Consider the following 25,195-nt stretch of genomic DNA (forward strand, 5'->3'; position numbering starts at 1 on the left):
GTTTAAAAAGAAGGCGATGAAGAGGACGTTGAAGGGTTAACAAACAATAATGATTGATGGGGTTATCAAGCAAGTTTTTAATAAAATAAAAAATGAAAGAAATTTTAAAAATAATAATGAAGTTATGAGAGATATTATTTTTGAAGGAATTAATAGTATAGTTGAAAAATCTTGAAGGTTTTAATGCAAAATAGAAACGCCTTCATATCTCTTTTATATTTCACATGGATAGCTACGGAAACTCTGGTTAACGGATGGAAAAAAAGCTGCTGTCCACTCTACAAAATTCCCAAATGAGCATCAAGCTGGTCATGGAATAGGTTCAACAACAAACACCCAATTTAAAGGGAGAAAAAATAATAGGCTAGAATTTACTAAGGTAAACCATGAAAATAGTTTAAAACAAAACTAAAGAGGTTCTGTTAATGGTAAAATATGTTAAGTTGGATGTTCCAAAAGCAAATTTACATCCCCTAAGAATAACACAAGGTTGGAAAGTGAATTATAATCATTTTGTTGAAATAGATCCAAGAACTTTAGAACCGAATGATGATTCCTGGTTTTTGTTCACAGACAGTTTGTTGCAGCTTTATCATGAACAATCCTCAATAACGCTTGATTTAGGCTGGGTTCCTGACATTTCACCTGAAGGTAACTATCTGGTTTTAATAGTCAAAAATAATGATTGGGAAGATCCTATTAAAGAATTTTCATCAGATGATTATAAAAAAGTAATTTTATATATTGAATATTATTTAAAACAAGTAACAACAACTTGGTGGAAGTAGTTAAATAATAATGGCTGGAATAGTTCGAACATGGAATCAGATTTATTAATGAATACCCTGAAATCGGTGAACTGCTTAACCGTCTATTTGTGAATAGGGAATTAGACGAATGGTACAAGAACAAATGTGCAGATAAAATAAAAGTGCCTGATGAATTTAGTCAAATAAAAAGTCTAAAAAAATTGAAGTTAGAGATTTAAACAATCCTTCTGGAGAAATCAATATCCACATGCAAGATCTTTCTGGAGAAAATGGATTTCATCTAGAACAGCAAAACAATATGAAAGTATCTAATCTGGTTCCTGTTTATGTACCAGATTATAGTTATTCCCTTAGACATGAATTAATCGACGGGGCTTATGATATTGTAGGTACCGCTGAATCTTTAGAATTCATTCAGGGAACGAACTATATCAATAAAGTAATGCAAGAGAAAGGGTTTATCGAACTCAGTATTTGTATGATTACTACGATACTGTGTATAAGGGGAGTGAATTGCCCCATATACAGTCTTTCAATAGGAGATTAACATTAGGAGATGCCTTGTTTACTGATGTATTAGAATTGCTATAGTTAAGAGCTTGCCCTGTTGTCATCGGCAAGTTTTTTTATAGATAGTATAACAATGTGGAGTACAAGGAGAAACTGGATGGACAGAAATCAAATTTCTCAATTGCAGCCATTGAAAATCTGTAATGGCTGGTCTGTAGTACAGAACAATTTAAATTCAGAAAAAAGAATGGAAGAAAAATATGAACTGCTAAAACTACAAAATGAAAAACGTAATGCTGTTATTAAGGCAATATTTGAAAATGATCAATATCATGTCAAAGTAGCGGGCTTAAAAGCAGATAAGATTTATAAAGAAGACTCTTTTAATGAAATGGAACAATTATTGGAAGAGTTAGAATATCAAATCTGGACTGTGGGAAGTGGGGTTTTAGAGGGTTTGCAACAGCTAAGCCAATATGTTCCCAATTTCTTAAGGCTTAAGATACCGGCGGGCTGGACTGTTGATTATATTACATTAAAAGAACTGAGCCTAAAACTCTAGAGGAAAATGATGATGCTTGGTTATTTGACTTTAATCAAGACCTCCTGCAGATTTCTCATAAAACTAAAAATTTGCTGCTTGATGTAGGGTGGTACCCAGAAGGCGATCCAAACGGCAGTTATGGCATTGAACTGATAAAAAACGAAGATTGGGAAAATCCTTTAGAAGATATTATGTGTACTGAACTTAAAGAATTACTTAAACAATTGGACCTTATTTTTATGAAAGAAATGAAAAATGAATTTTAATAAAAGATATAATTTGTTGAAGGAGTCTTCGTTAGATCGAAACGCAGGACGATTGAGCACGAAGACTATTTTTAGAGAGGAAAACCAATGAAATGAAAATACATCAAATTCACGATTTTGATCTAAAAGATGAATCGGATTTTGTTCGAACACAACAATCCCTTATACATAAAATTAACCTATCTCATTCCATCACCCCAGACTCCGTCAACACCTGCGCAGGCGTCGACCTCGCTTATTGGGAGCAGGACGGGGAACCGTACGGCGTATGCAGTATCATCGTGATTGACGCTGATACAAAAGAAGTGATTGAAAAAGTGCACAGCATGGGGAAAATCGGCGTGCCGTATGTTTCCGGTTTTCTTGCGTTTCGCGAGCTGCCTTTGATCATCGAGGCGGCCGAAAAGCTGGAGGCGGAGCCGGATGTGTTTTTGTTTGATGGCAACGGGTATCTGCATTACAATCATATGGGCGTTGCCACCCATGCGGCTTTTTTTCTGGGTAAGCCGACGATTGGGATAGCGAAAACCTATCTCAAAATCAAAGGCTGCGATTTCGTGACGCCTGAAAATGAAGTCGGCGCATACACCGATATTATCATTGATGGCGAGGTATATGGACGGGCGCTGCGAACGCGGCGGGACGTGAAGCCTATCTTTTTGTCTTGCGGACATAACATTGATTTAGAAAGCAGCTATCAGATCACAATGAAAATGATCAATCGAGAAAGCAGGCTGCCGATCCCTGTCCGTCTGGCTGACCTTGAAACGCATGTTTTGCGAACGTTTTATCGGAAAAATCACGTGTAACACTTGGGGCTCTAAGCCACCAAGTGTTTTTTTTGTATGTCTGGTGTCTGCTTTATTAAAAACTTTGTCGTCCTTGCAGATAGGTTTTTATTTGAATGTTTTTCGCGTCAAATCGATAAAAGCCTTTAATGGCGCAGACATCCACTTGTCCTTATGCCATGCTAATTGAGTAAAAACAGGGCATTCATTCTGCCAGCTGAGTTCTTTCATCCGTCCTTCGGCAATATCGTCTTTTACTGTCATTTCAGGCAATAGTCCAATTCCAAGTCCGGCCATCACGCATTGTTTGATGGCTTCTATGCTGACGAATTCTAATTTGTTAGGGTAGACTCCGGCGTCATGTAAAGTGTTCTCAAAGAGCGTGCGGTATGAACAGCCGTCCTCTGTCAGCAGAAGGGTTTCGTTTTGAAGATCTTTCAATGTTGCTGGTGAGTCTGCTGGAAAAGGATGATCATTGGCGGCTACCATTTTGATTTCATCCTGAATCAAAGATTCAACGTGCAGTGCGTCTTCCGTCCGGTTCACATCCAAAATGAAAGTGATATCAAGCTGGCCCTGTAAGAGCTGTTCTTTCGCTTGTTCGTTGGAAATATACGGTTTGAATATGAGCTTTACTTGAGGAAAAGTCTGTTTAAATTCTTTTATGATAGGGGGAAGGCGATATGTGCACTGGCTTTCCGTCGCCCCGATTTTCAAGGTTCCGGTTGTTTCTCTTACTTGATTTGCGGCCATTTTTGCTTCTTCTGTTAACGCAATGATCTTCTCCGCATAGGATTTGAATGTTTTGCCGGCTTCTGTCAGGATGAGCCGCTTGCCGAGCCGTTCAAATAAAGGAGTCCCGATTTCTTCTTCAAGTGATTTGATCTGAGAGGTAACGCTTGATTGTGCATAGTTAAGCATCTTGGCGGTTAGGGTGAAGTTTACATGTTCTGCTGCGGTAATAAAGGTGATCAGCTGCTTCAATTCCATATGTTCTCGCCCTTTCTAAATCGGTTTTACAGATTGGAATAATCGAAATAATCATCTGTATTGATTGATGAATCCATTATATGATGAAGAAAATCATTCGTAAACAAAGGAGCAGATGCATCATGAAAATTGCGGTTATTCATGGCGGAACGAGGTCTGGCGGAAATACGGATATTCTTGCGGAGAAGGCTGTTCAAGGATTCGATGCGGAGCACATTCATTTGCGGAAATATCGGCTCCAGCCAATTGAAGATCTGCGTCACGCCCAAGGCGGCTTTCGTCCTGTTCAAGATGACTGCGATTCTATCATTGAGCGGATATTGCCGTGCGATATTCTTGTATTCGCCACCCCAATTTATTGGTTTGGCATGTCAGGGACATTAAAGCTGTTTATTGATCGCTGGTCACAGACGCTGAGAGATCCGAGATTTCCTGATTTTAAACAGCAAATGTCAGCGAAGCAGGCATATGTAACAGCAGTGGGAGGAGACAATCCTAAACTAAAAGGGCTGCCGCTGATTCAGCAATTTGAACATATTTTTCATTTTATGGGGATGTCCTTTAAAGGCTATGTGCTGGGAGAAGGCAATCGTCCCGGTGATATTCTTCATGATCATCAGGCGCTGAGCGCGGCGAGCAGCTTATTGAAAAGAAGTGATGCTCTATGAAACTGCTGCTGGTTATCTCTGGTATGTTGATTCTCGCACTCTTTTTAGCTTGGAAAGCGCCGACTTCTGTTTGGATACAGGCTGAAACCAATTCGCCTCAGGTTCAGCAATTTGTGAGAATGGCAGGCGCAACGCTGCAAGTCAAGCAAATCATCAAGAGTGATGCAGGCGAAGAAACAGTTGTCATATCAAATGGTATTTCTGGGCCAAAATAAAAAAGCACCTGTCCAGGTGCTTTTCTTTATAAATGAGGAACCACAAGACCTCCATACAAAAACGCCGCGATAATCAGGAAGGCCGGATGCATCTTGAATTTTGTCAAGGCAAGGAGGGAAATCCCCGCAATCACTATCGCTTGAACCCAGCCGATCGCTTTGATGCCGTCTGCGCCGATTTGCCAGGTAAGAATGAGCATCATGACGGCGATGACAGGCTGGACGGACAGCGTCATACCTTTGATGACGGGGGATTGGCGGAAGCGCTGAATGATGCGCAAGAGGACGATCAATGCGAGCGCCGACGGTACGACAGTGGCGATCAGCGCAATCAGGAACCCGGGCCACCCGCCTGCGCTGTAACCGACATACGCCGCGATTTTGGTTGCGATCGGGCCCGGCAATGCGTTCGCAAGTGCGAGCATATTTGAAAATTGATCGTTTGAGAGCCAGCTGTATCTGTTGACGACTTCTTCAAACATCAGCGGGATCGACGCCGGTCCGCCTCCATATCCGAGTACGTTTGCGACAAAAAACGCCATAAATATATAAATCATGATCATGAGGCCGACATTCCTTTATCTTTTGAACGTTTATTTGTGATTTTGTCCTTTAATTTAAAATGAAACGCGCCGTACGCCAAGAAAATGATAATGACAAAGCCGGGATTGATCTGTAACGTTTGCAGGCCGATAAAAGCGATGATAAAAAACAGGATGCCCGTGACCCAGCCGAATCCTTTAAGCGCTTTTTGGCCAAACTCGTACGCCATGATGCCGAGCATTACCGCAATCACCGGTGTTACAGCGCCAATCATGCCGGCAACAATTGCTGAGTGGCTTAAGACATTGACAGCCGCAAACAAGCCCGCCATCGCAAGACATGTAGGCAGAATGTGGGCGAGGGTCGCCGCGATTGCACCTAATGTGCCTTTCAGCTTAAAGCCCAGATACGCAGCCATTTTTGTGGCAATCGGTCCGGGAAGCGCATTAGCAATCGCTAATATTTCTCCGAATTCATCATCATCTATCCATTTGTATTTATTGACGGCTTCATGGCGGATGAGCGGGATCACCGACGGGCCGCCCCCGAATCCGAGAATGCCCGTTCGGACCATCGCCGCCGTAATGTCCCAATAGGGATGTTTCATGGCTATGTCCTCCTTACAGCTTCATGCCCGTTCTGCTTTTATACCGTTTAATCAGCATTTGGCAGTCGACGCTGACGACGCCTTTTTGCGTATAGAGCCGTTTTGTCAAAAACTCTTCCATTTCCTGATCATTTGCGAAAATGCCGTGCATATGCAGCTTGCTCGGTCCGGTCATGTGATAAAGGCTTGTCACGGCCGGCTCCTTTTCAAGCTTTAATGCGGTTTCCTCCAAATACTGCGGCTCCACCTCCACATTAAAAAACACGGACACATGACGGCCGATTTTCGTCGGGTTGATGACAGCGGTGAATTTTTCAATCACACCGGCATCCAGTAAATGCTGAATGCGGTGCTGAACCGCCACTCGCGACAGGTTAACCCGCTTTCCTACGTCTGTATAGGAAATCCTCCCTTCCTCGTGCAAAATCGAAAGAATCTGTTTATCCGTTTCATCAAGAACAAGATTCGGAATGCTGTATTCATGTTCCAACCCGCTTCACCTTCCTTCATTTGGTAGACATTATTGTATCATGAAACATTACGGTATGAAGGGAGAATTTTTTTATTGTTTTCGATGCGTAATAACTTAGAATTATTTCTTATCGAAAAGTAAATAGTGTGTGAGATTTTCTTTCAGGAATGTGGATGGCCGCGAAGCCGCTTTTTATACTTGAGAAAATTTGTAAAGGGGCTTGCCATGAATACTTCAACCATCGGAACGAAACAAATGGTCGTCAGTCCGCATTATCTCGCTTCTCAGGCGGGGGCCGGCATTCTGGAAAAGGGCGGAAACGCGTTTGACGCGGCAGTGGCGGTCAGCGCCTGTCTGGCAGTCGTGTATCCGCATATGACGGGTCTTGGCGGGGATTCATTTTGGCTCACTTACCATAAAGAAACGGGACGAATCAAAGCTTATAACGGGAGCGGCCGTTCAGGGAAGCATGTGACGAGAGACTTGTATCGGGGCAGAGAAGCGATCCCTCTGCGCGGGACAGAAAGCGCCATTACCGTTCCGGGAATGGCGGACAGCTGGGATGCCGTGCTTTCGGCGTACGGGCGTCTTTCGCTCGCTGAGGTGCTGAAGCCAGCTCTTGATTATGCGGCAAACGGATTTCCGGTGTCCGCCGACCAATGCGCCCACACAGAACGCAATCTCGCTCTTTTAGCCTCGATGCCTTACACCTCGGCCATTTTTACGAGAAACAAAAAAGCGCCCATGCCCGGTGAACGGTTTGTCCAAAAGGATCTGGCGGCCAGCTTGGAGCAGCTTGCCGAGAAAGGAAGAAGCGCTTTTTATGAAGGAGACCTCGCTCAACGCATCACATCCTTTCTGCAAAACAACGGCAGCCGTCTGACACTTGATGACTTTAAAGCCCACCGCGGCGAGTGGACGAACCCGGTATCCTCCGATTACCGCGGGTGCAAAATCTATCAGGCTCCGCCGAATTCACAGGGCTTTACAGGCTTAATGACGCTCAATATATTGGAAAACTATGATTTTTCTCAGATCGAACACGGTTCCTTTGACTATTATCATCTGCTGATCGAGGCGCTGAAGAAGAGTTTTCAGCACCGGAATGAAGTGCTGACTGATCCGGCATTTTCTCATATTCCGCTGGATCGGCTGCTTGATAAACGGTATGCAAAGCAGCTTGCGGAAGAAATCGGTAACGTGGCTGCGCCGGCGGTAAGCCGGCCGGTCGGAAGCGACACTGCTTATGCCGCCGTCGCCGATGCGGAAGGAAATGCCGTTTCCTTTATTCAGAGCCTCTATTTTGAGTTCGGATCTGCCGTTACAGCGGGGGAGACGGGCATTCTGCTGCAAAACCGCGGGTCATTTTTTTCGCTGGACGAATCCCATATCAATACACTTGAACCCGGCAAGCGGACGTTCCACACCCTCATGCCGGCGATGGCCTGTAAAGAAGGAAGGCCGCACATCCTGTACGGAACCCAGGGAGGAGAAGGCCAGCCGCAAACTCAGACAGCGATGATTACGCGCATCATTGATTACAAAATGGACCCCCAGCAGGCGATCAATGAGCCGCGCTGGGTCTGGGGACGGACATGGGGAGAGGAGTATGAAGGGCTGAGGGTTGAAAGCAGAATCAGCCCTGAAACGAGAGAAGCCCTAAGGCAGAGCGGCCACCGCGTCGAGACCGTTGGTGATTTTGACGGGCTTATGGGCCATGCGGCAGCGATCGTCATTGATGAAGAAGGCTTTCTCCAAGGCGGGGCCGACCCGCGCGGCGACGGAGCGGCCGCAGGAGTATAGAGCTGCGCTAACTGATGAAAAAAATAAGCACGCCAAGCGCGGCAGAAAGACCTGCGTAAAACGAATCGTACACATATTGCTTTTCCTCCCGCCGGTGCCGCCATTCCATTAAGCCGCTGCAGCAAAATAGCATGAAAACAACTCCCGCAAATACGTACATTTCATTGAAAAAATTCACCGCTGCGATGCCCGTAATAAGCAGTGTGATTTCGATTAATCGATGTGTGCCGTTTATCGGCTTCTGCTTTTTAACAGGCTTTGGCAAATTGAGAACTTTGACGGCAAATACTTGAAACATAAGGCTGAGCAAAATAAATACGGCTGAAAAAATCAGTAACTGAGTGAAATCCATCGTCTGCCTCCTAAAAATGTGCCACTCGTTTCATACGGGTGAGGACCTTGTAAGTTTCGGCATTCTACAAGACATTAGGCTGAGTTAAATGGTAAAAGACTCAAAAAGACCCCTTTCGAAAGGGGTCTTTTTGACTAGTTTCTTCTATTATAATGGTTCCTGCTTCAGGTCGGGCGGACAAGCGTATATGTCTTCCCGAGTCTGGCGTATTCATTCCCCGCGAGCCTTGCCGCAGGCTTCAGCTCATCTGTCCGTATGTAGCCTTTATCGGCGTCATATACTTGGTCATTCAAATGAAAACAAACGACTCTGCCGATGATGAGGTCTGTCGTCGTTTCTCCGCTGTCATTTTGGAACGGAAGATGGCGTTCGAGTATACATTCAAACCTGACCTTTGCTTCTTTTATACCGGGAACGCTGATGCAAGCGCTGTCTGTCACAGAAAGGTCTGTCATGCCAAGCTCACTGACATCAGGATCAAGCCTTGCCGCCGTTTTGTTAATGTCTTCAATAATGGACTCATCACTGACGTGCACCACGAATTCCCGATGAGCGATTGCGTTTCTCGCGGTGTCTTTCTGCCGCCCGTCCGCGCGGCTGACTGAGATGGCCAGAAGCGGCGGTTCTGCGGAGACAACGTTATAGAAACTGAAGGGCGCCGCGTTTACGGCGCCGTTGATGGATGACCGCGTAGTGACAAATGCGATCGGCCGGGGAACGACTGTGCCCGAAAGCAATTTGTAAGTGTCTTTTGCGTTCAGTTCGTCTGCTCGTAAGATATGCATGATTTCGGCCGCCTTTCTTTATCGTATGACCTGATTATACAGAAAGAAAATTCGGAAACACAACAAAAGAAAACCGGCTGCATATCTTATCACGTGGCATATATCTGATTGAGGAAAAAGGCTTCCGTTTAGCCGGCAGCCTATTAACGAATGGTGTTACTTGTAGTTTTTCTTTACAACCCAGATGTTCCCGTCTTTCCAGTACTCTGTTTTGCTGCAGTAATCGTCTTTTTTGCAAGGGTCTTTTTTATGAGGACGATAAGGTTTTTTCTGCGTGCGTTTTTTCTTGCGGCGGCATGATTTTTTGTGGCTGCGAGATTTTTTGTGAGACCGGCAAGATTTTTTACGGCTGCGGGATTTTTTGTGAGAGCGGGATTTTTTATGGCTGCGAGATTTTTTGTGAGAACGGGATTTTTTATGGCTGCGAGATTTTTTGTGAGAACGGGATTTTTTATGGCTGCGAGATCTTTTGTGAGAGCGGGATTTTTTATGGCTGCGAGATTTTTTGTGAGAGCGGCACGATTTTTTATGACTGCGAGATTTTTTGTGAGAGCGGCATGATTTTTTACGGCTGCGAGATTTTCTCTTCTTACTGCTTTTTGGTTCTTGGTACAAATAATCTTCCAATCCCTCGGTGCTTGCGGACTTTACTGCTTCTTCGATATCAGAATGGGAATAGTGGCCCATTTTGAAACCTCCTCATGATATATGTTTTAAGGATGCGATCCTTACTACCACATAGTACGCATGAATGAAAAAAGTGTATGTGTGATTCGCTGAGTTTTATATAAAAAGCACAGCCTAAATTAATACAGGGAGGGTTACTGATGAAAGACCAATCAACATTGCCTCTATACCAGCTGTTTATTCACCCGAAAGACTTAATGGAGCTGAAAAAAGACATTTGGGATGATGATCCGGTGCCCGCGGTGCTGAGAGTGAATCAAAAACGGCTTGACATTGATCTGGCGTACCGCGGCTCTCATATAAGAGATTTCAAGAAGAAATCGTATCACATCGCTTTTTATTCGCCGAAAACATTTCGCAGGGCGAAAGAGATACATTTAAACGCTGAATACAAAGATCCGTCGATGATGCGGAATAAGCTGTCTCTCGATTTCTTCGCGGAGCTTGGGACGCTGTCACCAAAGGCGAATTTCGTAACCCTGCAAATCAATGGCAGACATGAGGGGGTGTATCTTGAGCTGGAGTCAGTGGATGAATATTTTCTGGCGAAACGGAATTTGGCGGACGGCGCTGTTTTTTACGCGGTTGATGACGACGCCAATTTCTCCCTCGTCAGTGATCTGGAGCGGGATACGAAAACATCGCTCGAACTTGGTTATGAAAAGAAAACGGGAACGAAAGAAGACGATTTATACTTGCAGGATATGATCTATAAAATTAATACCGTGCCGAAGTCAGAGTTCAAGGGGGAGATCGTCAAACACTTGGACGCCGATAAGTATTTGCGGTGGCTTGCGGGCATCGTGTTTACCTCAAACTACGATGGATTTGTTCATAATTACGCTTTGTACCGGAATCATGAAACGGGACTTTTTGAAGTCATTCCGTGGGATTACGATGCGACGTGGGGAAGAGACATTCATGGTGATCGGATGGAGGCCGATTATGTCAGAATACAAGGGTTTAATACCTTGACTGCAAGGCTTCTGGATGAACCGTATTTCCGCAAAGCGTACAAACGGCTTTTGGAAGAGACGCTTCAGAACCGGTTTACCATTGAACATATGAAGCCGAAGGTCATGTCACTGTATGAGCAGATCAGGCCGCATGTCGCGAAGGATCCATATAAGAAAGAAGAGATTGATTGCTTTGACCGGGAGCCAGAAGTGATTTGCGAATACATTAAGGAGCGGTCCGCCTTCATCAGCAGTGAGTTAGAGCGGTGGAATATCTGATTTGGAGATGAAGAAAGATTTTTTACAAATAGGCTGGTGAATCAGTTCCCGAAAATAATCGTGATACGTATATATGCATTATGCTTTTTACATTATGAGAAAAATGACTAGGAGGACAATAGATGAAACGCAATACGAAGCGGCAGCGGTCTGATGACAACTTTTTGCATGCGATGGAAGGAAAAGTAATTACTGTCTACCGGGGAGGCCCGGAGTCCAAGACAGGGAGATTAGCAGACATTCAATCGGATTATATCGCTCTTCAGGTTGATAATAAAATCGTTTATTATCAATGGAAACACGTGAAAAGTGTGACGGAAAATACGAGTGAAACCGTATCGCCGGCCGAAGCGGCAGAATGTGAAAAAGCTGATGATTTTCAAGACCTGATCAGCCGGATGACCAATCGCACGGTGCAATTGAATCAGGGAGGTCCGGAATCGAAAAGAGGAAAGCTTCACGAAACAGGGGATGATTTTCTCGTGCTGGAAACGGAAGATGACGGAATCGTATATTTTAACGCCGACCATGTCAAAAGCATCAGCGCGGAACAAGAAGAGGACGGCCAAGAGGAGGAGCGCCCGGAATTTGAAATGGCTGATGATTTTCACGGCATATTTAAACGCCTGATCCACAAATGGGTATCCATCAACCGCGGAGGTCCTGAAGCCGTTGAAGGTATACTTGTGGATAATTCCGACGGCCACTACACTCTTGTGAAAGATAAAGAAGTGCTGCGGATCTATCCTTTTCATATCAAGAGCATCAGCGAAGGGGCAAAAGGAGCAGCTAAAAAAGAGGAGAATAAAGACGGCGAGAATAAAGGTGAGAAAGAGAGCGCCGAAGAAGAAAAGCCGCATGAAGAAGAATCACGCGAAGAGCAGCGTACTTCCTCTAAAAAGTCGAAAAGATCATCAAGATCCGTTCGATCCTCAAAACGGGAGGAAGAGAACTCTTATAGCTACGCCACTGTATTAAGGACAATAGATTATCGGTGGAAACACGGCCGTAAATGATTGGAAAGATTGTCCGTAAACGCGGGAGAGGGGGGAATGAAATGGCTGGATTAAGCAGATTTCTGGATAAACAAGTCGATATTGAGATATCGGGGAATACGACATTTTCAGGAACTCTTTTGGATATCGGTCAGGATATCATTGTGATTCATGACGGCCGGACGTTTCTTTATATTCCGCTGCTGCATCTTCAGAGGATGACATTGACGCTCCCGGACGAAGAGAATAAAGAACCGTACGCAAGAAAAAAAAGTCCGCATCCCGAAAAACAGGAACATTCCTTTTCTTACCGGAATACCCTCCAGCATATAAAAGGCAGATTCACAGAAATATTTGTTACGGGAGACCGTTCCATTCATGGGTATGTGACAAGTGTTTTAAATGATTATTTTGTTTTCTTCTCTCCGGTTTATAAGACTCTTTTCATCTCGATGCATCATTTGAAATGGCTGACACCCTATTCCGATGAGCAGACGCCGTATACGTTAAACAGTTCAGAGCTGCCGGTTGTTCCCGCTAATGTGCCCCTTGTCCGGAATTTTGAGGAGCAATTAAAAAGATATATCGGGAAGCTGATTATTCTGGATTTAGGAGATATACCGAATAAAGTGGGGCTGTTGCAGGATGTCTCAGATAATATTCTTGAACTGACCAATGCAGACGGCGATACTGTTTTTTGGAAATTGAATCATTTAAAAACCATGCACCTGCCATAAATGAAAAAACTGCCTCTCTTATACAGCAGGCAGTTTTTTCATGGGAGCTAAAGGTAAATCCAACTGATCCAAACATATAAAACGGTAATGGTAAACACGACGGTGAGAGGGACAACGATAATGGTCGTTTTGATATATTCTGACCAAGAAACTTTTTCGCCGTGCTGTCTGATGATATGCATCCAGATCAGCGTGGCTAATGTCCCGATCGGCAGAAGCAATGATCCGATATCACTGCCGATAATATTGGCCAGATAAATGATTTTTACGGTTAATGGGTCGATGGACATTTCCGTTAATGTCAAAGTGCTGATCATTAAGGCGGGATGGTTATTGAACAAATTAGAGAGGACGGATGTAGCGATGCCCATAATAGATGCAGCATGGGCAATACTTTGTGAGACATACGGCTCAATAGACTGAACAAGCAGCGCCGTCAGTCCGATATTATGCAGTCCGTAGATGATAATGTACATCGTGAAGGCAAAAATAAAGATATGCCAAGGCGCTTTCCTTAATAAGTCTGCCGGTCCGATTTTTAAATAAAACCATCTCCAGCCAAGCAGGATGACTGAACTGATGACAGCCACGAGCGAAACGGATATGCCGTTGTAAGAAGCTGCAAACAGACTGATCCGGACGAACAATACAAATACCAAAACACAAAACATGATGTTCGTACGGCTGTTTTGGGTCAGGTCTGGCGGAGGCTGAAGCGGATGATATCGTTTGTGTTCCAGCGAGTCAAAGTGGACCGGAATATCGGGGAGCTGTTTCGGCAAACGGCGGTAAAAAACGGCAAACAGCAGAAAGGCCATAAACACCAGTCCCAGCGTGCCGGGGATAAACATCATATTGGTGTACAAATAAAGGTCCATGCCTATCATTTTGAGAGAAATTAAATTGACGATATTACTGACGCCGATCGGGGTGCTTGCGGCCGTCGCAATTAATACGCCGCTTATTAAATACGGTGTTTTCTGATGTCTTTTAAGTCCGAGATATTGTAAGACCAATAGTAAAATAGGAGTGGTGATTAAGACGCTGCCGTCATTATTCAGAAAAAGCGTCATTGAAAAACAGAGCAGGTTGGTCAGCCAAAAAAGCCGGATGCCCGATCCCTTGGCGCGGTGAAGCAGTTTGGCCGCCGCCCAGTTAAAAAAACCGAAGCTTTCCAGCGCGATTGCCATAATCATTGTGGAGATAATGGTGATTGATGCTCCGGTGACTTTTGACCCTATATCCCCCAAATCATGAAAGGAAACGGTTCCGCATAACAAAACGAGAATGGCGCCCAGTGACGCCGGAACGGCTTCATTTAATCCCCCGGGTCTCCAAAATATAAAAATAATGGTCACAAAGAAAGAAATCAGGGTCAAAATGACGGTAATATGTGTAATGTGTTGTGCCTCCTTTTAGATGGGTCATTGCCGCCCCGTTATTTTTATCCCTCCTGATCAGTTGTACTGTATGTATACGGGTACAGGTCGTAAGGTGTACTGAGCGTTTCTACCAATTTAGTAAAAATCCATAAAAGCACAAAAAAAAGAGGCTGCTTTCGGCGGCCCTCTTTTTTATGCATTTTCCTTATCCGCCTGCAATAAAGCCTGGCGCTTATTCATAATATCCAGAAAATGTTTCAGAATCGGGTTTTGATTATCCTTGCGGTAGGCAATGACCCATTCGGCCGTGAGCTGCACCTGATTAATGCCGCGATAGGCGACTTCGAGATTAAACAGCTTTTTAGCAGAAGAAGGCACGAAGGTCACACCGATGCCGGCACTAACCAATCCGATCACCATTTGATACTCCGTCGCTTCCTGAACGATTTTCGGTTTGAAGCCCGCCTGCTCGCAGTAGTTTACAAACTCCAGGTATAAAGTCGGCCATGTTTCTTTCGACAATGTGATAATCGGTTCATTTTTTAAATCCTGAATGTCGATTGTCTGTTTAGCGGTAAGCGGGTGCTGCTTCGGCAAAGCCAGAATGCACGGACTGCTCTGCACCTTTTCCATATGTAACGCGGAATGCTGTAAAGGCGGATGAAGGATGCCGATATCAATGTTCCCCTTCAGAAGTTCTTCCTGCTGTCTGAAAGAAGAAATTTCACGCAGATCAAGCTTAACGGAGGGGAATTTTTCGCGGAATTCCCGAATGATCGGCGGCAGAAATTCATATGTGGCCGAGCCGACAAAACCGACGACAAGGCGGCCGAGCTCTCCCCGCGCCGTTCTCTGCGCCATTTCAATCGCTTTGTCTATTTCTTCGATCGCGTTTCTGCTGTGTTTTAAAAAACTTTCTCCGGCAGCTGAAAGCTCTACAACCCGTTTCGTGCGCTTTAATAAGGTCACGCCGACTTCCTTCTCAAGCTGTTTGATCTGCTGGCTGAGAGGCGGCTGTGTCATATTTAACCGAAGCGCAGCTTTGCCGAAATGAAGTTCTTCGGCAACGGCAATAAAGTATTGAAGATGGCGAAGCTCCATCCTTATCCATTCCTTTCTCTTTGTTAATTATTCGTGAAACATATTAATCATACGGCGAATTGATATTGGAGGTCAATTTCCAAAGAGTGTATAGTGAATAATATCACAAATTACTTAAAATTTTATATTTAATATGCATAATAAGGAGTGAGGGTGTTGGCAAAAGCAACAAATGAACTAAAAACCTCTGGAAAAAATCGGGGGGCGGAGCTTGTTGTTGATTGCTTAGTGGAGCAAGGTGTCACACATGTTTTTGGCATTCCGGGTGCAAAAATTGATGCAGTATTTGATGCGTTAAAAGATAAAGGACCTGAACTGGTTTTATGCCGTCACGAACAGAACGCTGCATTTATGGCTGCGGCTGTCGGAAGACTGACTGGAAAACCAGGCGTTTGTCTCGTTACTTCAGGCCCGGGGGCATCCAACTTGGCGACCGGCTTGTTAACGGCTAATACAGAAGGTGATCCGGTAGTGGCGCTGGCGGGTAATGTAATTCGCGCAGACCGGTTAAAACGGACACACCAATCATTGGACAATGCGGCGCTATTTCAGCCGATTACAAAATACAGTGTAGAAGTACAGGAAACAGGGAATATACCAGAAGCGGTAACAAACGCCTTCAGGGCAGCGTCAGCAGGTCAGGCAGGCGCGGCTTTTGTGAGCTTTCCGCAGGATGTTGTGAATGAAATCACAAATGTGAAAAACGTACGCAGCGTGCCGGCGCCGAAACAAGGCCCTGCACCGGAAGAAGCGGTCAGCGCGGCTATTGCGAAAATCCAGACGGCGAAACTTCCCGTTCTGTTAGTCGGCATGAAAGGCGGAAGACCGGAGGCGGTAAAACAAATCCGCAAACTGCTTGCCAAAACAAAACTGCCTTTCGTAGAAACGTATCAAGGGGCCGGCACATTGTCCAGAGAGCTGGAAGACCAATATTTCGGCCGGATCGGACTGTTCCGCAACCAGCCGGGCGATCTTCTGCTTGAACAGGCGGATGTCGTATTAACGATCGGTTATGATCCGATTGAATACGATCCGAAGTTCTGGAACGTAAACGGTGACCGTGCTATTATCCATCTTGACGAAATCCAGGCCGATATCGATCATGCCTATCAGCCGGAATTAGAATTATTAGGCGATATCGCCGCTACGGTTAAACAAATTGAACACGACGCTGTGACATTTGATATGGGCAGCCGTGAACAAGAAGTGCTGAGCGAATTAAAACAGATGCTCACAGACAGCGAGAAGGCGCCAAGCGACCATAAATCCGACAGAGTGCATCCTCTGCAAATCGTCCAAGAACTGCGCAATGCAATTGACGACGACGTAACCGTCACTTGCGATATCGGTTCTCACGCGATCTGGATGTCCCGCTACTTCCGCGCTTATGAGCCGCTGAAACTGTTGATCAGCAACGGCATGCAGACATTGGGCGTAGCGCTTCCTTGGGCGATTGCCGCCACATTGGTGAATCCGGGTGAAAAAGTCGTATCCGTTTCAGGAGACGGAGGATTCCTGTTCTCTGCAATGGAATTGGAAACGGCAGTCCGCTTAAAAGCGCCGATCGTTCACCTTGTATGGAATGACAGCACATATGATATGGTCGCATTCCAGCAAATGAAAAAATATAACCGTACATCATGCGTAGATTTCGGAAACATTGACATCGTAAAATATGCAGAAAGCTTCGGCGCCACCGGCTTGCGCGTTGAGTCACCGGAACAGCTGGCAGACGTGCTGCAAAAAGGCTTGAACACAGAAGGCCCTGTCATCATTGACATTCCTGTCGATTACAGTGACAATGTCCATTTATCAAGCGACATGCTTCCGAAGCAATTCAAAGAAAAAATGAAAGCAAAAGCTCTCTAGCACTCTGCGCACCATGACCTGTTTTCTAAAACAGCCCAATTTAAAAGGAGTGAAGGGAATATGAAAAACGCAAGCGACATCCATATGATGAGCCGCGGAGAAAAAGGCTCACCTGAGGATCAGATCTATCAAGTATCCACAATGACATCTCTGCTGGACGGAGTATATGACGGAGATTTTGATATGGCTGACATTCCGAAGTTCGGTGATTTCGGAATCGGCACGTTCAACAAACTGGACGGCGAATTAATCGGATTTGACGGAGAATTTTACCGTCTGCGCGGCGACGGAACGGCTACGCCTGTTAAAGGCGGAGACCTGTCACCATTCTGCTCATTCACATTTTTCACGCCGGATATGACGCATACGATCGACGGCGAAATGACCCGTGAAGAATTCGAGCAGGAAATCGCCAGCCTTCTGCCTAGTAAAAACTTATTTTATGCGATCCGTTTAGACGGCGTATTTAAAAAGGTGCAGACAAGAACGGTAGAACGCCAGGAGAAACCGTACGTTCCGATGATCGAAGCGGTGAAAACACAGCCTGTGTTCAACTTTGACGACATTCAGGGTACAATCGCCGGCTTCTGGACGCCGGGTTACGCAAACGGCATCGCTGTTTCCGGATATCACCTGCACTTCATTGATGAAGGACGCAATTCCGGCGGACACGTGTTTGACTATGTCATTAAAGATTGTAAAGTGACCATTTCTCAAAAAATGAATATGAACCTCAAGCTTCCGAATACGGCGGACTTTTTCAACGCAAATTTAGATAATCCGAATTTTGCGAAGGATATCGAAACAACCGAAGGAAGCCCGGAATAAATTAAAAAAGAAAGCCTCATTTTTCTCGGGGGCTTTCTTTTTATTTGGCTGAACCGGCAAAGATTAGGTAAAATACAGTCAAAAGGGAAAGGTGTGGTAGCTGTGAAAGTATTGGTATTAGCGGTTCATCCTGACATGGACAACTCAGCGGTCAATAAGGCGTGGACAGAAGAATTAAAAAATCATGATGAAATCACGGTCCGTGAGCTTTATAAAGAATATCCGGACGGGAAAATAGATGCGGAAAAGGAACGGCAGCTGTGTGAACAGTATGACCGGATCGTATTTCAATTCCCGCTGTACTGGTACAGTGCGCCTCCGCTTTTAAAAACATGGATGGATCATGTGCTGGCGTATGGCTGGGCTTACGGCTCCAAAGGAAAGGCGCTGCACGGCAAAGAATTGCTGCTGGCTGTTTCCGTAGGTGCCGGAGAGGATGCATATCAGGCAGGCGGGTCTAACCATTTTTCACTGAGCGAGCTCTTAAGGCCGTTTCAGGCAATGGCTAATTTTACGGGTATGACCTATTTGCCGGCTTTCGCGATGTACGGGGTAAGCACCGCCGATGCTGCGGCTATCCGTGACAATGCCAAACGCCTGGCGGATTACGTAAAGAAGCCATTTTAGAGTCGTATGCATTCATCTTCATCCGACAATATTTCCTGAGAAATATTTCGAACCTTAGACGTTTCTGACTGTTCAAGAAAGAAAAAACGGATTTCGCGCTGAATTTGCGAAATCCGTTTTGATATTATGTCAGTTTTTGCAGATCTTTTGTGCTGATATACCCCGTTGCGCCCCCGTAATCGACAAGCGCCCAGCCGAAGTCAATGCCGCCGCCGGCTGTCTTTTTCCATCCGAGGAAAGAAACGCTCGTGTTTTTGGCAAGGGAAGCCTTGACCGCTTGTTTGTCTGTATATACTTTTGTTTTTGCCGTCGTTTTTACGGTTGTTGCTTCTTTAACAATATAATGAGTAGATACAAATCCTGTTTTTCCGTTTTTATAATGTACTTTTGCCCAGTCAGCGTTCTGGAATGAAACGATCTTTAAGCTGTCGCCTAAATGAAGGGTATCAGCTCTCGGACTGGCTGCTGATGCTTTTGTTCTGACGTTCAATGCTTCCGCGGAAACGAGATAAGAGTCAAGCGGATAGCTGTACAGATCGTCAATTTTGACCGCTTCTTGCGCGTGTGTCTCCGGAAGAGGCGTTATTCCGGCAGCTGAAGCCGCTGATATTCCCGCTGCAAGGGTCAGAATGGATGCCGCTTTGGCTGTTTTCTTCATCTGTATCTCTCCTTTTACTTCATCCTTTCACGTTTTACCGGAAGTCTAAACATCGGCCGGTTATTTTTGTGTTTGAAGTTTCAATGGAGCGGAAATGGTTTTTTTGACTTTTTCTCCTTTGAGCACCTGCTCCGCCGCTTCGGCCGCCAGTTTTCCGATCAGCTCCGGCTGCTGGGCGACCGTGGCTGTCAGCTTTCCGTTTTTAATGGAAGAAATCGCATCTTTATTTCCGTCGAAACCGACGACCAGAATGTGTTTGCCCGAGCTGTTAATCGCTTCGAGCGCCCCGAGTGCCATTTCATCATTATGGGCGAACACGGCTTTGATATCCGGATGTCCCTGCAGCAGGTTTTCCATGACGGTCAATCCTTTTGTACGGTCAAAATCCGCCGCTTGCTTTGTTACGACATCCAGCTTTTTGTCGGCAATATGATGAAAGCCCGTTCCGCGTTCCCGTGTCGCGGATGCGCCCGGCACCCCTTGCAATTCAGCCACTTTGGCGCCTTTTCCGAGCTGATCGGCGAGGTAGTCAGCCGCCATTTCTCCTCCTTTGACATTGTCAGAGGCGACAAGCGTTTCGACTTTGCCGTGTTCGGCTGAACGATCAAGCGCAATGACGGGAATGCCGAGGGAATTTGCCGATTCGACGGCTGTTGAAATCGCTGATGAATCGGTCGGATTGATCAGCAGCGCATCGACTCCCTGCTGTATCAAATCTTCTACGTCATTTGACTGTTTAGATGAATCATTTTGGGCATCGACAATAATGACCTTCATGCCTCGTTTTTTGGCTTCCTTTACAACGCCTTCTTTTAATGAAACAAAGAACGGATTGTTCAATGTGGAGACGGAGAGCCCGATAGTGAATTCTTTTTTATGTTTTGTGTTTGACGGTTTTGCCCATTGCGGCGGTTCAAGTGAACAGGCGGACAGCAAAAACAGTGATAATGCCGCGATCGTGATGATGGCTTTCTTCATAATGGTCCTCCTACTATGCCGATTTTTTGCGGTCCAGCAGCACCGCGATTAAAATGACGATTCCTTTGACGACGAGCTGATAAAAAGATGATACGCCGAGAAGGTTCAAGCCGTTGTTCAGCGTACCGATAATCAAAACCCCGATCAGCGTACCGATGATGCGCCCTCGACCGCCGGACAGGCTCGTTCCGCCGAGAACGACCGCTGCGATGGCGTCCAGCTCGTATGATTCCCCGGCCGTCGGCTGTGCGGAATTTAAGCGTGATGTCAGAATCGCTCCCGCCAGCGCCGATAATAAACCTGTCAGAGAATAGATCATGATCTTGATGCGGGGCACTTTGATTCCCGATATCAGCGCTGCTTTCTCATTGCCGCCGATGGCGTATGTCCGGCGGCCGAACGGTGTTTTGTGCAGAAGAACCCACAGGGCCGCAAATGCAATCAGCATCGTAATGGCAGGTACGGGAATGCCGAGAAAATAACCGCGCCCGAATAATTGAAATGCGTAATTTGAACCGAGCCCCGTAATCGGATTTCCGTCCGTATAGACGAGGGTCAGTCCGCGAAAGACGGTCATTGTCGCCAAAGTGGCGATGAACGGCGCCATTTTTCCTTTTGTGATTAATAATCCGTTTATCATGCCGAGTACGGCGCCGATCACGCAGCCGATGATGACGGCTAAGATCGGGTCGATGCCTGATACCATCATACCTGCGACCAATGCGCTCGATAAGGCGAGGATGGCTCCGACAGAGAGATCAATGCCTCCCGTTAAAATGACAAACGTCATTCCGAAAGCAATCAGAGCATTAATCGCAACCTGCCGAAGAAGGTTGAGAATATTGAGGGGTTCAAGAAAACTCGGGTTTAAAACGGAAACGATCAGCACAAGAATCAATAAGCCGAGAAACGGACCGAGTTTTTGCGTAAAGGTATGAATTGAAAATCGCTTTTGTTCAGTTGATGTCATTGGTTCAGTTTTCATACTGCTGCCCTCCCGTGGCAAGTGTCATGATGTGTTCTTGTGTTGCGCCGGCCGCTTTGATTTCTCCGCTGATGCGCCCTTCGTGGACGACGATGATTCTGTCACTCATGCCGAGAATTTCCGGCAGCTCGGAAGACACCATGATGATGGCGACTCCGCGATCGGTCAGTTCATTCATTAATGAATAGATTTCCCTTTTAGCGCCTACGTCGACGCCTCTTGTCGGTTCATCAAGGATGAGAACTTTCGGGCCGATTCCGATCCATTTGGCGATGACGACTTTTTGCTGATTTCCTCCTGATAAATGCCGGGCGGCGGTTTCCGGAGATGCGGTCTTAATGGTCAGACGCTTGATGAGCAGCTCAACGAACTCCGCCTCGCGTTTTCGGTCAATGATGCCTTTCGGAGAGAAGCTGGTCAGGTTCGGCAATGAGATATTTTCACGAATGGACGTATCCAGCAGCAGCCCTTCATCTTTGCGGTTCTCCGTAATCAGGCCGAGTCCCTTGCGGATGGCATCGTACGGACCCCGAATGCCGGTTTTTCGGCCGGAAATCCAGATTTCTCCGGAATCGAGCCTGTCAATTCCGAACAGCGCCCTCATGATTTCTGTCCGTCCGGCACCCATTAAGCCGGAAACGCCGAGGATTTCTCCGGCGCTCACATGGAAACTGATCTGTGAAAAGCTTCCTTTTTTTGAGGCGTTTTTCACTTCGAGCACCTTATCGCCGAGTGACGGCGTGCGAGTCGGATACCGATCGGTCAGCTCCCGCCCGACCATTTGTTTGACCACTTCATCAAAATTAGTATCTTTAATATGCGCCGTATCGACAGTGAGGCCGTCCCGCATAATGGTGATCCGGTCGCAAATCGAAAATATCTCTTCCATTCGGTGTGAAATATAGACGATGGATACGCCGTCCCGCTTTAACGCCGTCATCACGTCAAACAGTTTGCTGATTTCCCGTTCGGTCAGCGCCGCGGTCGGTTCGTCCATAATAATGACTTCGGCGTTTGTCATCAGCGCTTTGGCAATCTCAATCATCTGCTGCTGTCCGACGGAACATTGTCCGGCTTCCCGGTCAAGAGGAAGAGAGACTCCCAGTTTTTCAAGCTGTGATTTTGCTAGCGCTTTCATTTTCTTTGTTTCTAAAACGCCGAACGCCGTCGTCAGCTCTTTGCCGATAAAAAGGTTTTCAAGCACCGTCATGTCCGGCCATATATTCAGTTCCTGATGGATAAAGGCGATTCCGTGCTTTTCGGCTTCCTTTGGATTGGAGAAGCTCATATTTGTTCCGTTTATCGTAATGTTTCCCTTGTCGAGCCGGTGGAGCCCGGTGAGCAGATTCATTAACGTCGATTTGCCCGCTCCGTTTTCTCCCATTAAAGCGTGGATTTCTCCCGGCAGAAGCTCAAATGAGACGCCGGAGAGCACTTGGTTTTTGCCGAATGCTTTATGAATGTCTGTCATGCCGATGTGCATGCTGGATCCCTTCTTTCTAGAAAATCACACCCGCCTGCAGGATGCAGTTGGCGTATGGTGTCATTTCACCCGTTCGGATGACGGCTTTTGCTTTCTGTGTGAGCCGTTTGAATTCCTCGTGGGACATGTACTCGATCGCCTGCACTGAGAAATGGCTTTTTATGAAACTTGCATTCTCAGGATTTGCGTCTTTGATCTCGGAAGCGGCGATCACCTTTTCGACTGCCATCTCCCCGGCTACCAGGCCGGTCACGTCCCGAAAGGCGGGAACGCCCGCCATTAAGGACAAATCAATTTTAGGGACGCCGTCAGGGACGGGGAGACCCGCATCGGCGATTGCGATGAGGTCTGTATGCCCGAGATCGGCTAATACTTTGGCAATGTGGCTGTTTAACATTCCGTGTTTTTTCATGAGAGCAGCTCCTCAACTTCTTTTCTGGCCGGCATCCCGCCTTGGGCGCCGAAGTGCTGCACGGACAGGGAGGCGGCGCGGTTGGCAAACAGGAGCGCTTGCTCAATGTCCCGTCCTTCCGCGAGTGCGACGGCAAGTGCCGCATTAAAGGTATCGCCGGCTCCCGTCGTGTCGACCGCTTCTGCAGGGAAGGCGGGAACAAGCCGTTCCGCGGTGCCGTCTGAGTAGCGCACGCCTTGTTTTCCTTCGGTAATGAACAGTTTGCCGGGATAGCCGGCGAGCGCTTCTTCTTTCGTCCGGTCAGGAAATAAAATGGATGCTTCATGTTCGTTCGGCGTAAGATATGCGGCATCCTCAATCGTCGATTGTTTCAGCGGCCGGGCCGGCGCGGGATTCAGGATAACCGGAATTTGCTGCGCGCGGCAGTAGCTGCACACTTCTTCAACGGTTTCTTCAGGAATCTCCTGCTGGATCAGCACGATATCAATGCCGGGAAGTTTTGCCAGCGCACTTTTGGCATAATCGGGGGAGATGTCATCGTTTGCGCCTTTTACGACGACGATGCTGTTGTCTCCTTCTGCGAGCACAATATGAGCCGTTCCGCTTTTTTTATGTGTAACCGTTTCCATATAGTCCGTATTGACACCGTTTGCCTTCAGGTTTTCAATAATCGCTTTTCCGTAGCTGTCATTGCCTGCTTTTCCTACCATATATACGTTTGCGCCCAGGCGGGAAGCGGCTACGGCCTGATTTGCGCCTTTTCCTCCGGGCACAGTTTGAAAGTCTGTACCCAGTACGGTTTCTCCGGCTTTCGGACGCCGTTCAGATGTGACGACCAGATCCATAGAACAGCTTCCGATAACACAAATTTCACTCATGGTGATCATCCTTTCTCGTCGTTTGTCTTCTTATGTAAGTCACGGGCATTTGAATGGCCGTCTCTTTCGGCGGCTCTTTCTTTATCAATTGCAGCAGCAGGTTTGCCGCTTGTTTTCCCATCTCATATGCAGGCTGGCGGATGGTTGAAAGCGGCGGAAACAAAAGCCTGCTCTGCGGAATATCGTCGTATCCGATGATCTGAATCTCCTCCGGAACTTTTTTGCCGAGCCGCAGCGCCTCATGGAGGACGGCAGCCGCCGCAATGTCGTTGCTGGCAATGACTCCGTCGGTTTCAGGGTATGCTGCAAACAATTCTTCTGCTAAAATGGCGGCATCCTTGATGGAAAATGAAGCGGCGGAGATGACATTGAACGGCGCGCCCGCTTTTTGCAGCACGTTAAGTGCGCCGTTAAAACGTTCCTGAGCGGTCGGAAGGTGGGCTGGGCCTTTGACAAGCGTGATGCTTGTGCTTTTGCCGCGAAGCATTTCCTCAGCCGCCCGTTTTCCGCCTGCCCGCCCGTCACTGAATACGGATGGGGCGCCTTCTTTTGTCCGGTCCAGAAATACGACCGGGTAAAGGCTGCCGCTGTATTCGGGAAGGTCGGGGTAATGGGTGGCCGCCAAAATACCGGCAACTTGATTTTGTTTAAATGTTTGCAGGTAGTCGAGTTCTTTTTCCAATTCTTCATCGCTGTTGCCGATGATCAGCCGGTATCCTTCCCGCTGCAACTCGTCTTCAGCGCCGCGGGCAAGCTGAGGGAAAAAGGGATTCGTAATATCCGGAAGCAAAAGCCCGACCAGTCTGGATTCTCTTTTATAAAGAGAGCGGGCAACTTCATTCGGATAATAATTCAGCTTCTCCATGGCAAGCATGACCTTCGTTCGTGTATCTTCATGCACGTAGCCGTTGTCATTGAGGACACGCGAAACCGTGGCAACAGAGACGCCGGCAGCGCCTGCGACATCTTTAATCGTTGCCAACAAACACTCCTCCTTCAACTATGTAACCGTTTACATAAAAAGAGT

28 protein-coding genes and 2 pseudogenes are annotated in these 25,195 nt (G+C 46.5%); 14 read left to right on the plus strand and 16 right to left on the minus strand.

Features of this window, described 5'->3' with window-relative positions; translation table 11 throughout:
- The first annotated feature begins 49 nt into the window (after positions 1–49).
- The 5 genes and pseudogenes from OQ477_RS13570 (at position 50) to OQ477_RS13590 (ending at position 2,899) form a co-directional block, all read left to right on the plus strand.
- Entirely contained in the window at positions 50–175 is a 126-nt protein-coding gene (locus tag OQ477_RS13570; protein WP_265972761.1) for a hypothetical protein, read from the plus strand.
- Positions 176–425: 250 nt separating this feature from the next.
- Positions 426–788 carry a hypothetical protein gene (locus OQ477_RS13575; protein WP_022553898.1) on the plus strand — a complete coding sequence of 121 codons (363 nt, stop codon included), beginning with the start codon at positions 426–428 and terminating at the stop codon, positions 786–788.
- Positions 789–823: 35 nt separating this feature from the next.
- Positions 824–1,361, plus strand: a pseudogene (locus tag OQ477_RS13580) (hypothetical protein).
- 76 nt (positions 1,362–1,437) lie between these two features.
- Positions 1,438–2,090 (plus strand): annotated as a pseudogene (locus tag OQ477_RS13585) (hypothetical protein).
- Between the two features lie 92 nt (positions 2,091–2,182).
- Positions 2,183–2,899 carry an endonuclease V gene (locus tag OQ477_RS13590; protein WP_265972762.1) on the plus strand — a complete coding sequence of 239 codons (717 nt, stop codon included), beginning with the start codon at positions 2,183–2,185 and terminating at the stop codon, positions 2,897–2,899.
- Positions 2,900–2,986: 87 nt separating this feature from the next.
- Here OQ477_RS13590 and OQ477_RS13595 read toward each other — a convergent pair whose 3' ends face one another.
- Complete coding sequence (locus OQ477_RS13595) at positions 2,987–3,868, minus strand: LysR family transcriptional regulator (RefSeq protein ID WP_265972763.1); 882 nt, start codon at positions 3,866–3,868, stop codon at positions 2,987–2,989.
- Positions 3,869–3,990: 122 nt separating this feature from the next.
- Between OQ477_RS13595 and OQ477_RS13600 the strand changes: the two genes are divergently transcribed.
- Positions 3,991–4,536, plus strand: a complete 546-nt coding sequence (locus OQ477_RS13600) for a flavodoxin family protein (RefSeq protein ID WP_007614245.1) — start codon at positions 3,991–3,993, stop codon at positions 4,534–4,536.
- Positions 4,533–4,751, plus strand: a complete 219-nt coding sequence (locus tag OQ477_RS13605) for a hypothetical protein (protein ID WP_017418770.1) — start codon at positions 4,533–4,535, stop codon at positions 4,749–4,751. Before OQ477_RS13600 ends, OQ477_RS13605 begins: the two co-directional genes overlap by 4 nt.
- Positions 4,752–4,777: 26 nt before the next feature.
- Here the strand turns inward: OQ477_RS13605 and chrA are convergent, their stop codons facing one another.
- The 3 genes from chrA to OQ477_RS13620 are packed head-to-tail and all read right to left on the minus strand — an operon-like array spanning position 4,778 to position 6,391.
- Positions 4,778–5,314, minus strand: coding sequence for a chromate resistance efflux protein ChrA (gene chrA / locus OQ477_RS13610; protein ID WP_021494837.1), 537 nt, complete (start codon positions 5,312–5,314; stop codon positions 4,778–4,780).
- Positions 5,311–5,901, minus strand: coding sequence for a chromate efflux transporter subunit ChrB (gene chrB, locus OQ477_RS13615; protein ID WP_017418772.1), 591 nt, complete (start codon positions 5,899–5,901; stop codon positions 5,311–5,313). The genes chrA and chrB overlap by 4 nt, the downstream gene beginning before the upstream one ends.
- Positions 5,902–5,914: 13 nt before the next feature.
- Positions 5,915–6,391 (minus strand): Lrp/AsnC family transcriptional regulator, encoded by a 477-nt coding sequence (locus OQ477_RS13620; protein WP_021494839.1) that lies wholly within the window; start codon positions 6,389–6,391, stop codon positions 5,915–5,917.
- A 207-nt stretch (positions 6,392–6,598) separates the two neighbouring features.
- Between OQ477_RS13620 and ggt the strand changes: the two genes are divergently transcribed.
- Positions 6,599–8,176 (plus strand): gamma-glutamyltransferase, encoded by a 1,578-nt coding sequence (gene ggt / locus OQ477_RS13625; protein WP_021494840.1) that lies wholly within the window; start codon positions 6,599–6,601, stop codon positions 8,174–8,176.
- A gap of 7 nt (positions 8,177–8,183) precedes the next feature.
- Here the strand turns inward: ggt and OQ477_RS13630 are convergent, their stop codons facing one another.
- From OQ477_RS13630 to cotG, 3 genes are all read right to left on the minus strand, one after another.
- Entirely contained in the window at positions 8,184–8,528 is a 345-nt protein-coding gene (locus OQ477_RS13630; protein ID WP_014419052.1) for a DUF4181 domain-containing protein, read from the minus strand.
- A 164-nt stretch (positions 8,529–8,692) separates the two neighbouring features.
- Positions 8,693–9,313, minus strand: a complete 621-nt coding sequence (locus OQ477_RS13635; RefSeq protein WP_014419051.1) for a flavin reductase family protein — start codon at positions 9,311–9,313, stop codon at positions 8,693–8,695.
- A gap of 156 nt (positions 9,314–9,469) precedes the next feature.
- Positions 9,470–10,000: a spore coat protein CotG gene (cotG, locus tag OQ477_RS13640; RefSeq protein ID WP_265972767.1), complete on the minus strand. Its 531-nt coding sequence runs from the start codon at positions 9,998–10,000 to the stop codon at positions 9,470–9,472.
- Between the two features lie 140 nt (positions 10,001–10,140).
- Between cotG and OQ477_RS13645 the strand changes: the two genes are divergently transcribed.
- The 3 genes from OQ477_RS13645 to OQ477_RS13655 all read left to right on the plus strand — a co-directional run bounded on the left by OQ477_RS13645 (position 10,141) and on the right by OQ477_RS13655 (position 12,967).
- On the plus strand, positions 10,141–11,235 hold the full coding sequence (locus OQ477_RS13645) for a CotH kinase family protein (protein WP_265972768.1): 1,095 nt from the start codon (positions 10,141–10,143) through the stop codon (positions 11,233–11,235).
- Between the two features lie 122 nt (positions 11,236–11,357).
- Positions 11,358–12,251 carry a spore coat protein gene (locus OQ477_RS13650; RefSeq protein ID WP_101670490.1) on the plus strand — a complete coding sequence of 298 codons (894 nt, stop codon included), beginning with the start codon at positions 11,358–11,360 and terminating at the stop codon, positions 12,249–12,251.
- A gap of 41 nt (positions 12,252–12,292) precedes the next feature.
- On the plus strand, positions 12,293–12,967 hold the full coding sequence (locus tag OQ477_RS13655; protein WP_007407530.1) for a hypothetical protein: 675 nt from the start codon (positions 12,293–12,295) through the stop codon (positions 12,965–12,967).
- 47 nt (positions 12,968–13,014) lie between these two features.
- On the opposite strand, the gene OQ477_RS13660 is transcribed toward OQ477_RS13655, so the two are convergent.
- Together OQ477_RS13660 and alsR are read right to left on the minus strand one after the other, a co-directional pair.
- Positions 13,015–14,346, minus strand: a complete 1,332-nt coding sequence (locus tag OQ477_RS13660; protein WP_007614225.1) for an arsenic transporter — start codon at positions 14,344–14,346, stop codon at positions 13,015–13,017.
- A 195-nt stretch (positions 14,347–14,541) separates the two neighbouring features.
- On the minus strand, positions 14,542–15,450 hold the full coding sequence (gene alsR, locus OQ477_RS13665; protein WP_007407528.1) for an acetoin biosynthesis transcriptional regulator AlsR: 909 nt from the start codon (positions 15,448–15,450) through the stop codon (positions 14,542–14,544).
- 156 nt (positions 15,451–15,606) lie between these two features.
- Here alsR and alsS point away from each other — a divergent pair, with 156 nt between their 5' ends.
- From alsS to OQ477_RS13680, 3 genes are all read left to right on the plus strand, one after another.
- A complete protein-coding gene (gene alsS / locus OQ477_RS13670; RefSeq protein ID WP_007407527.1) occupies positions 15,607–17,319 on the plus strand; it encodes an acetolactate synthase AlsS in 1,713 nt (570 codons plus the stop codon).
- Positions 17,320–17,379: 60 nt separating this feature from the next.
- Positions 17,380–18,147, plus strand: coding sequence for an acetolactate decarboxylase (gene budA / locus OQ477_RS13675; RefSeq protein WP_003151318.1), 768 nt, complete (start codon positions 17,380–17,382; stop codon positions 18,145–18,147).
- Positions 18,148–18,249: 102 nt separating this feature from the next.
- Entirely contained in the window at positions 18,250–18,774 is a 525-nt protein-coding gene (locus OQ477_RS13680) for an NAD(P)H-dependent oxidoreductase (protein WP_044801947.1), read from the plus strand.
- A gap of 124 nt (positions 18,775–18,898) precedes the next feature.
- Here OQ477_RS13680 and OQ477_RS13685 read toward each other — a convergent pair whose 3' ends face one another.
- Genes OQ477_RS13685 through OQ477_RS13715 form a run of 7 tightly spaced genes read right to left on the minus strand, consistent with a single transcriptional unit; the run spans position 18,899 to position 25,150 of the window.
- Complete coding sequence (locus tag OQ477_RS13685) at positions 18,899–19,432, minus strand: SH3 domain-containing protein (RefSeq protein WP_024085887.1); 534 nt, start codon at positions 19,430–19,432, stop codon at positions 18,899–18,901.
- A gap of 60 nt (positions 19,433–19,492) precedes the next feature.
- Entirely contained in the window at positions 19,493–20,410 is a 918-nt protein-coding gene (gene rbsB / locus OQ477_RS13690; RefSeq protein ID WP_007407524.1) for a ribose ABC transporter substrate-binding protein RbsB, read from the minus strand.
- Positions 20,411–20,423: 13 nt separating this feature from the next.
- A complete protein-coding gene (gene rbsC / locus OQ477_RS13695; protein WP_012118605.1) occupies positions 20,424–21,395 on the minus strand; it encodes a ribose ABC transporter permease RbsC in 972 nt (323 codons plus the stop codon).
- Entirely contained in the window at positions 21,385–22,878 is a 1,494-nt protein-coding gene (locus OQ477_RS13700; protein WP_265972774.1) for a sugar ABC transporter ATP-binding protein, read from the minus strand. The genes rbsC and OQ477_RS13700 overlap by 11 nt, the downstream gene beginning before the upstream one ends.
- A gap of 16 nt (positions 22,879–22,894) precedes the next feature.
- Positions 22,895–23,290, minus strand: a complete 396-nt coding sequence (rbsD, locus tag OQ477_RS13705; RefSeq protein ID WP_265972776.1) for a D-ribose pyranase — start codon at positions 23,288–23,290, stop codon at positions 22,895–22,897.
- Positions 23,287–24,168: a ribokinase gene (gene rbsK / locus OQ477_RS13710; protein WP_007407520.1), complete on the minus strand. Its 882-nt coding sequence runs from the start codon at positions 24,166–24,168 to the stop codon at positions 23,287–23,289. The genes rbsD and rbsK overlap by 4 nt, the downstream gene beginning before the upstream one ends.
- The gene (locus OQ477_RS13715; protein WP_265972778.1) at positions 24,161–25,150 is read right to left on the minus strand and encodes a LacI family DNA-binding transcriptional regulator; all 990 of its coding nucleotides are present in this window, start codon (positions 25,148–25,150) and stop codon (positions 24,161–24,163) included. Before OQ477_RS13715 ends, rbsK begins: the two co-directional genes overlap by 8 nt.
- Between the last annotated feature and the right edge of the window lie 45 nt (positions 25,151–25,195).

Source organism: Bacillus sp. ChL18, assembly GCF_026241425.1.
Classification (GTDB): Bacteria; Bacillota; Bacilli; order Bacillales; family Bacillaceae; genus Bacillus; species Bacillus velezensis.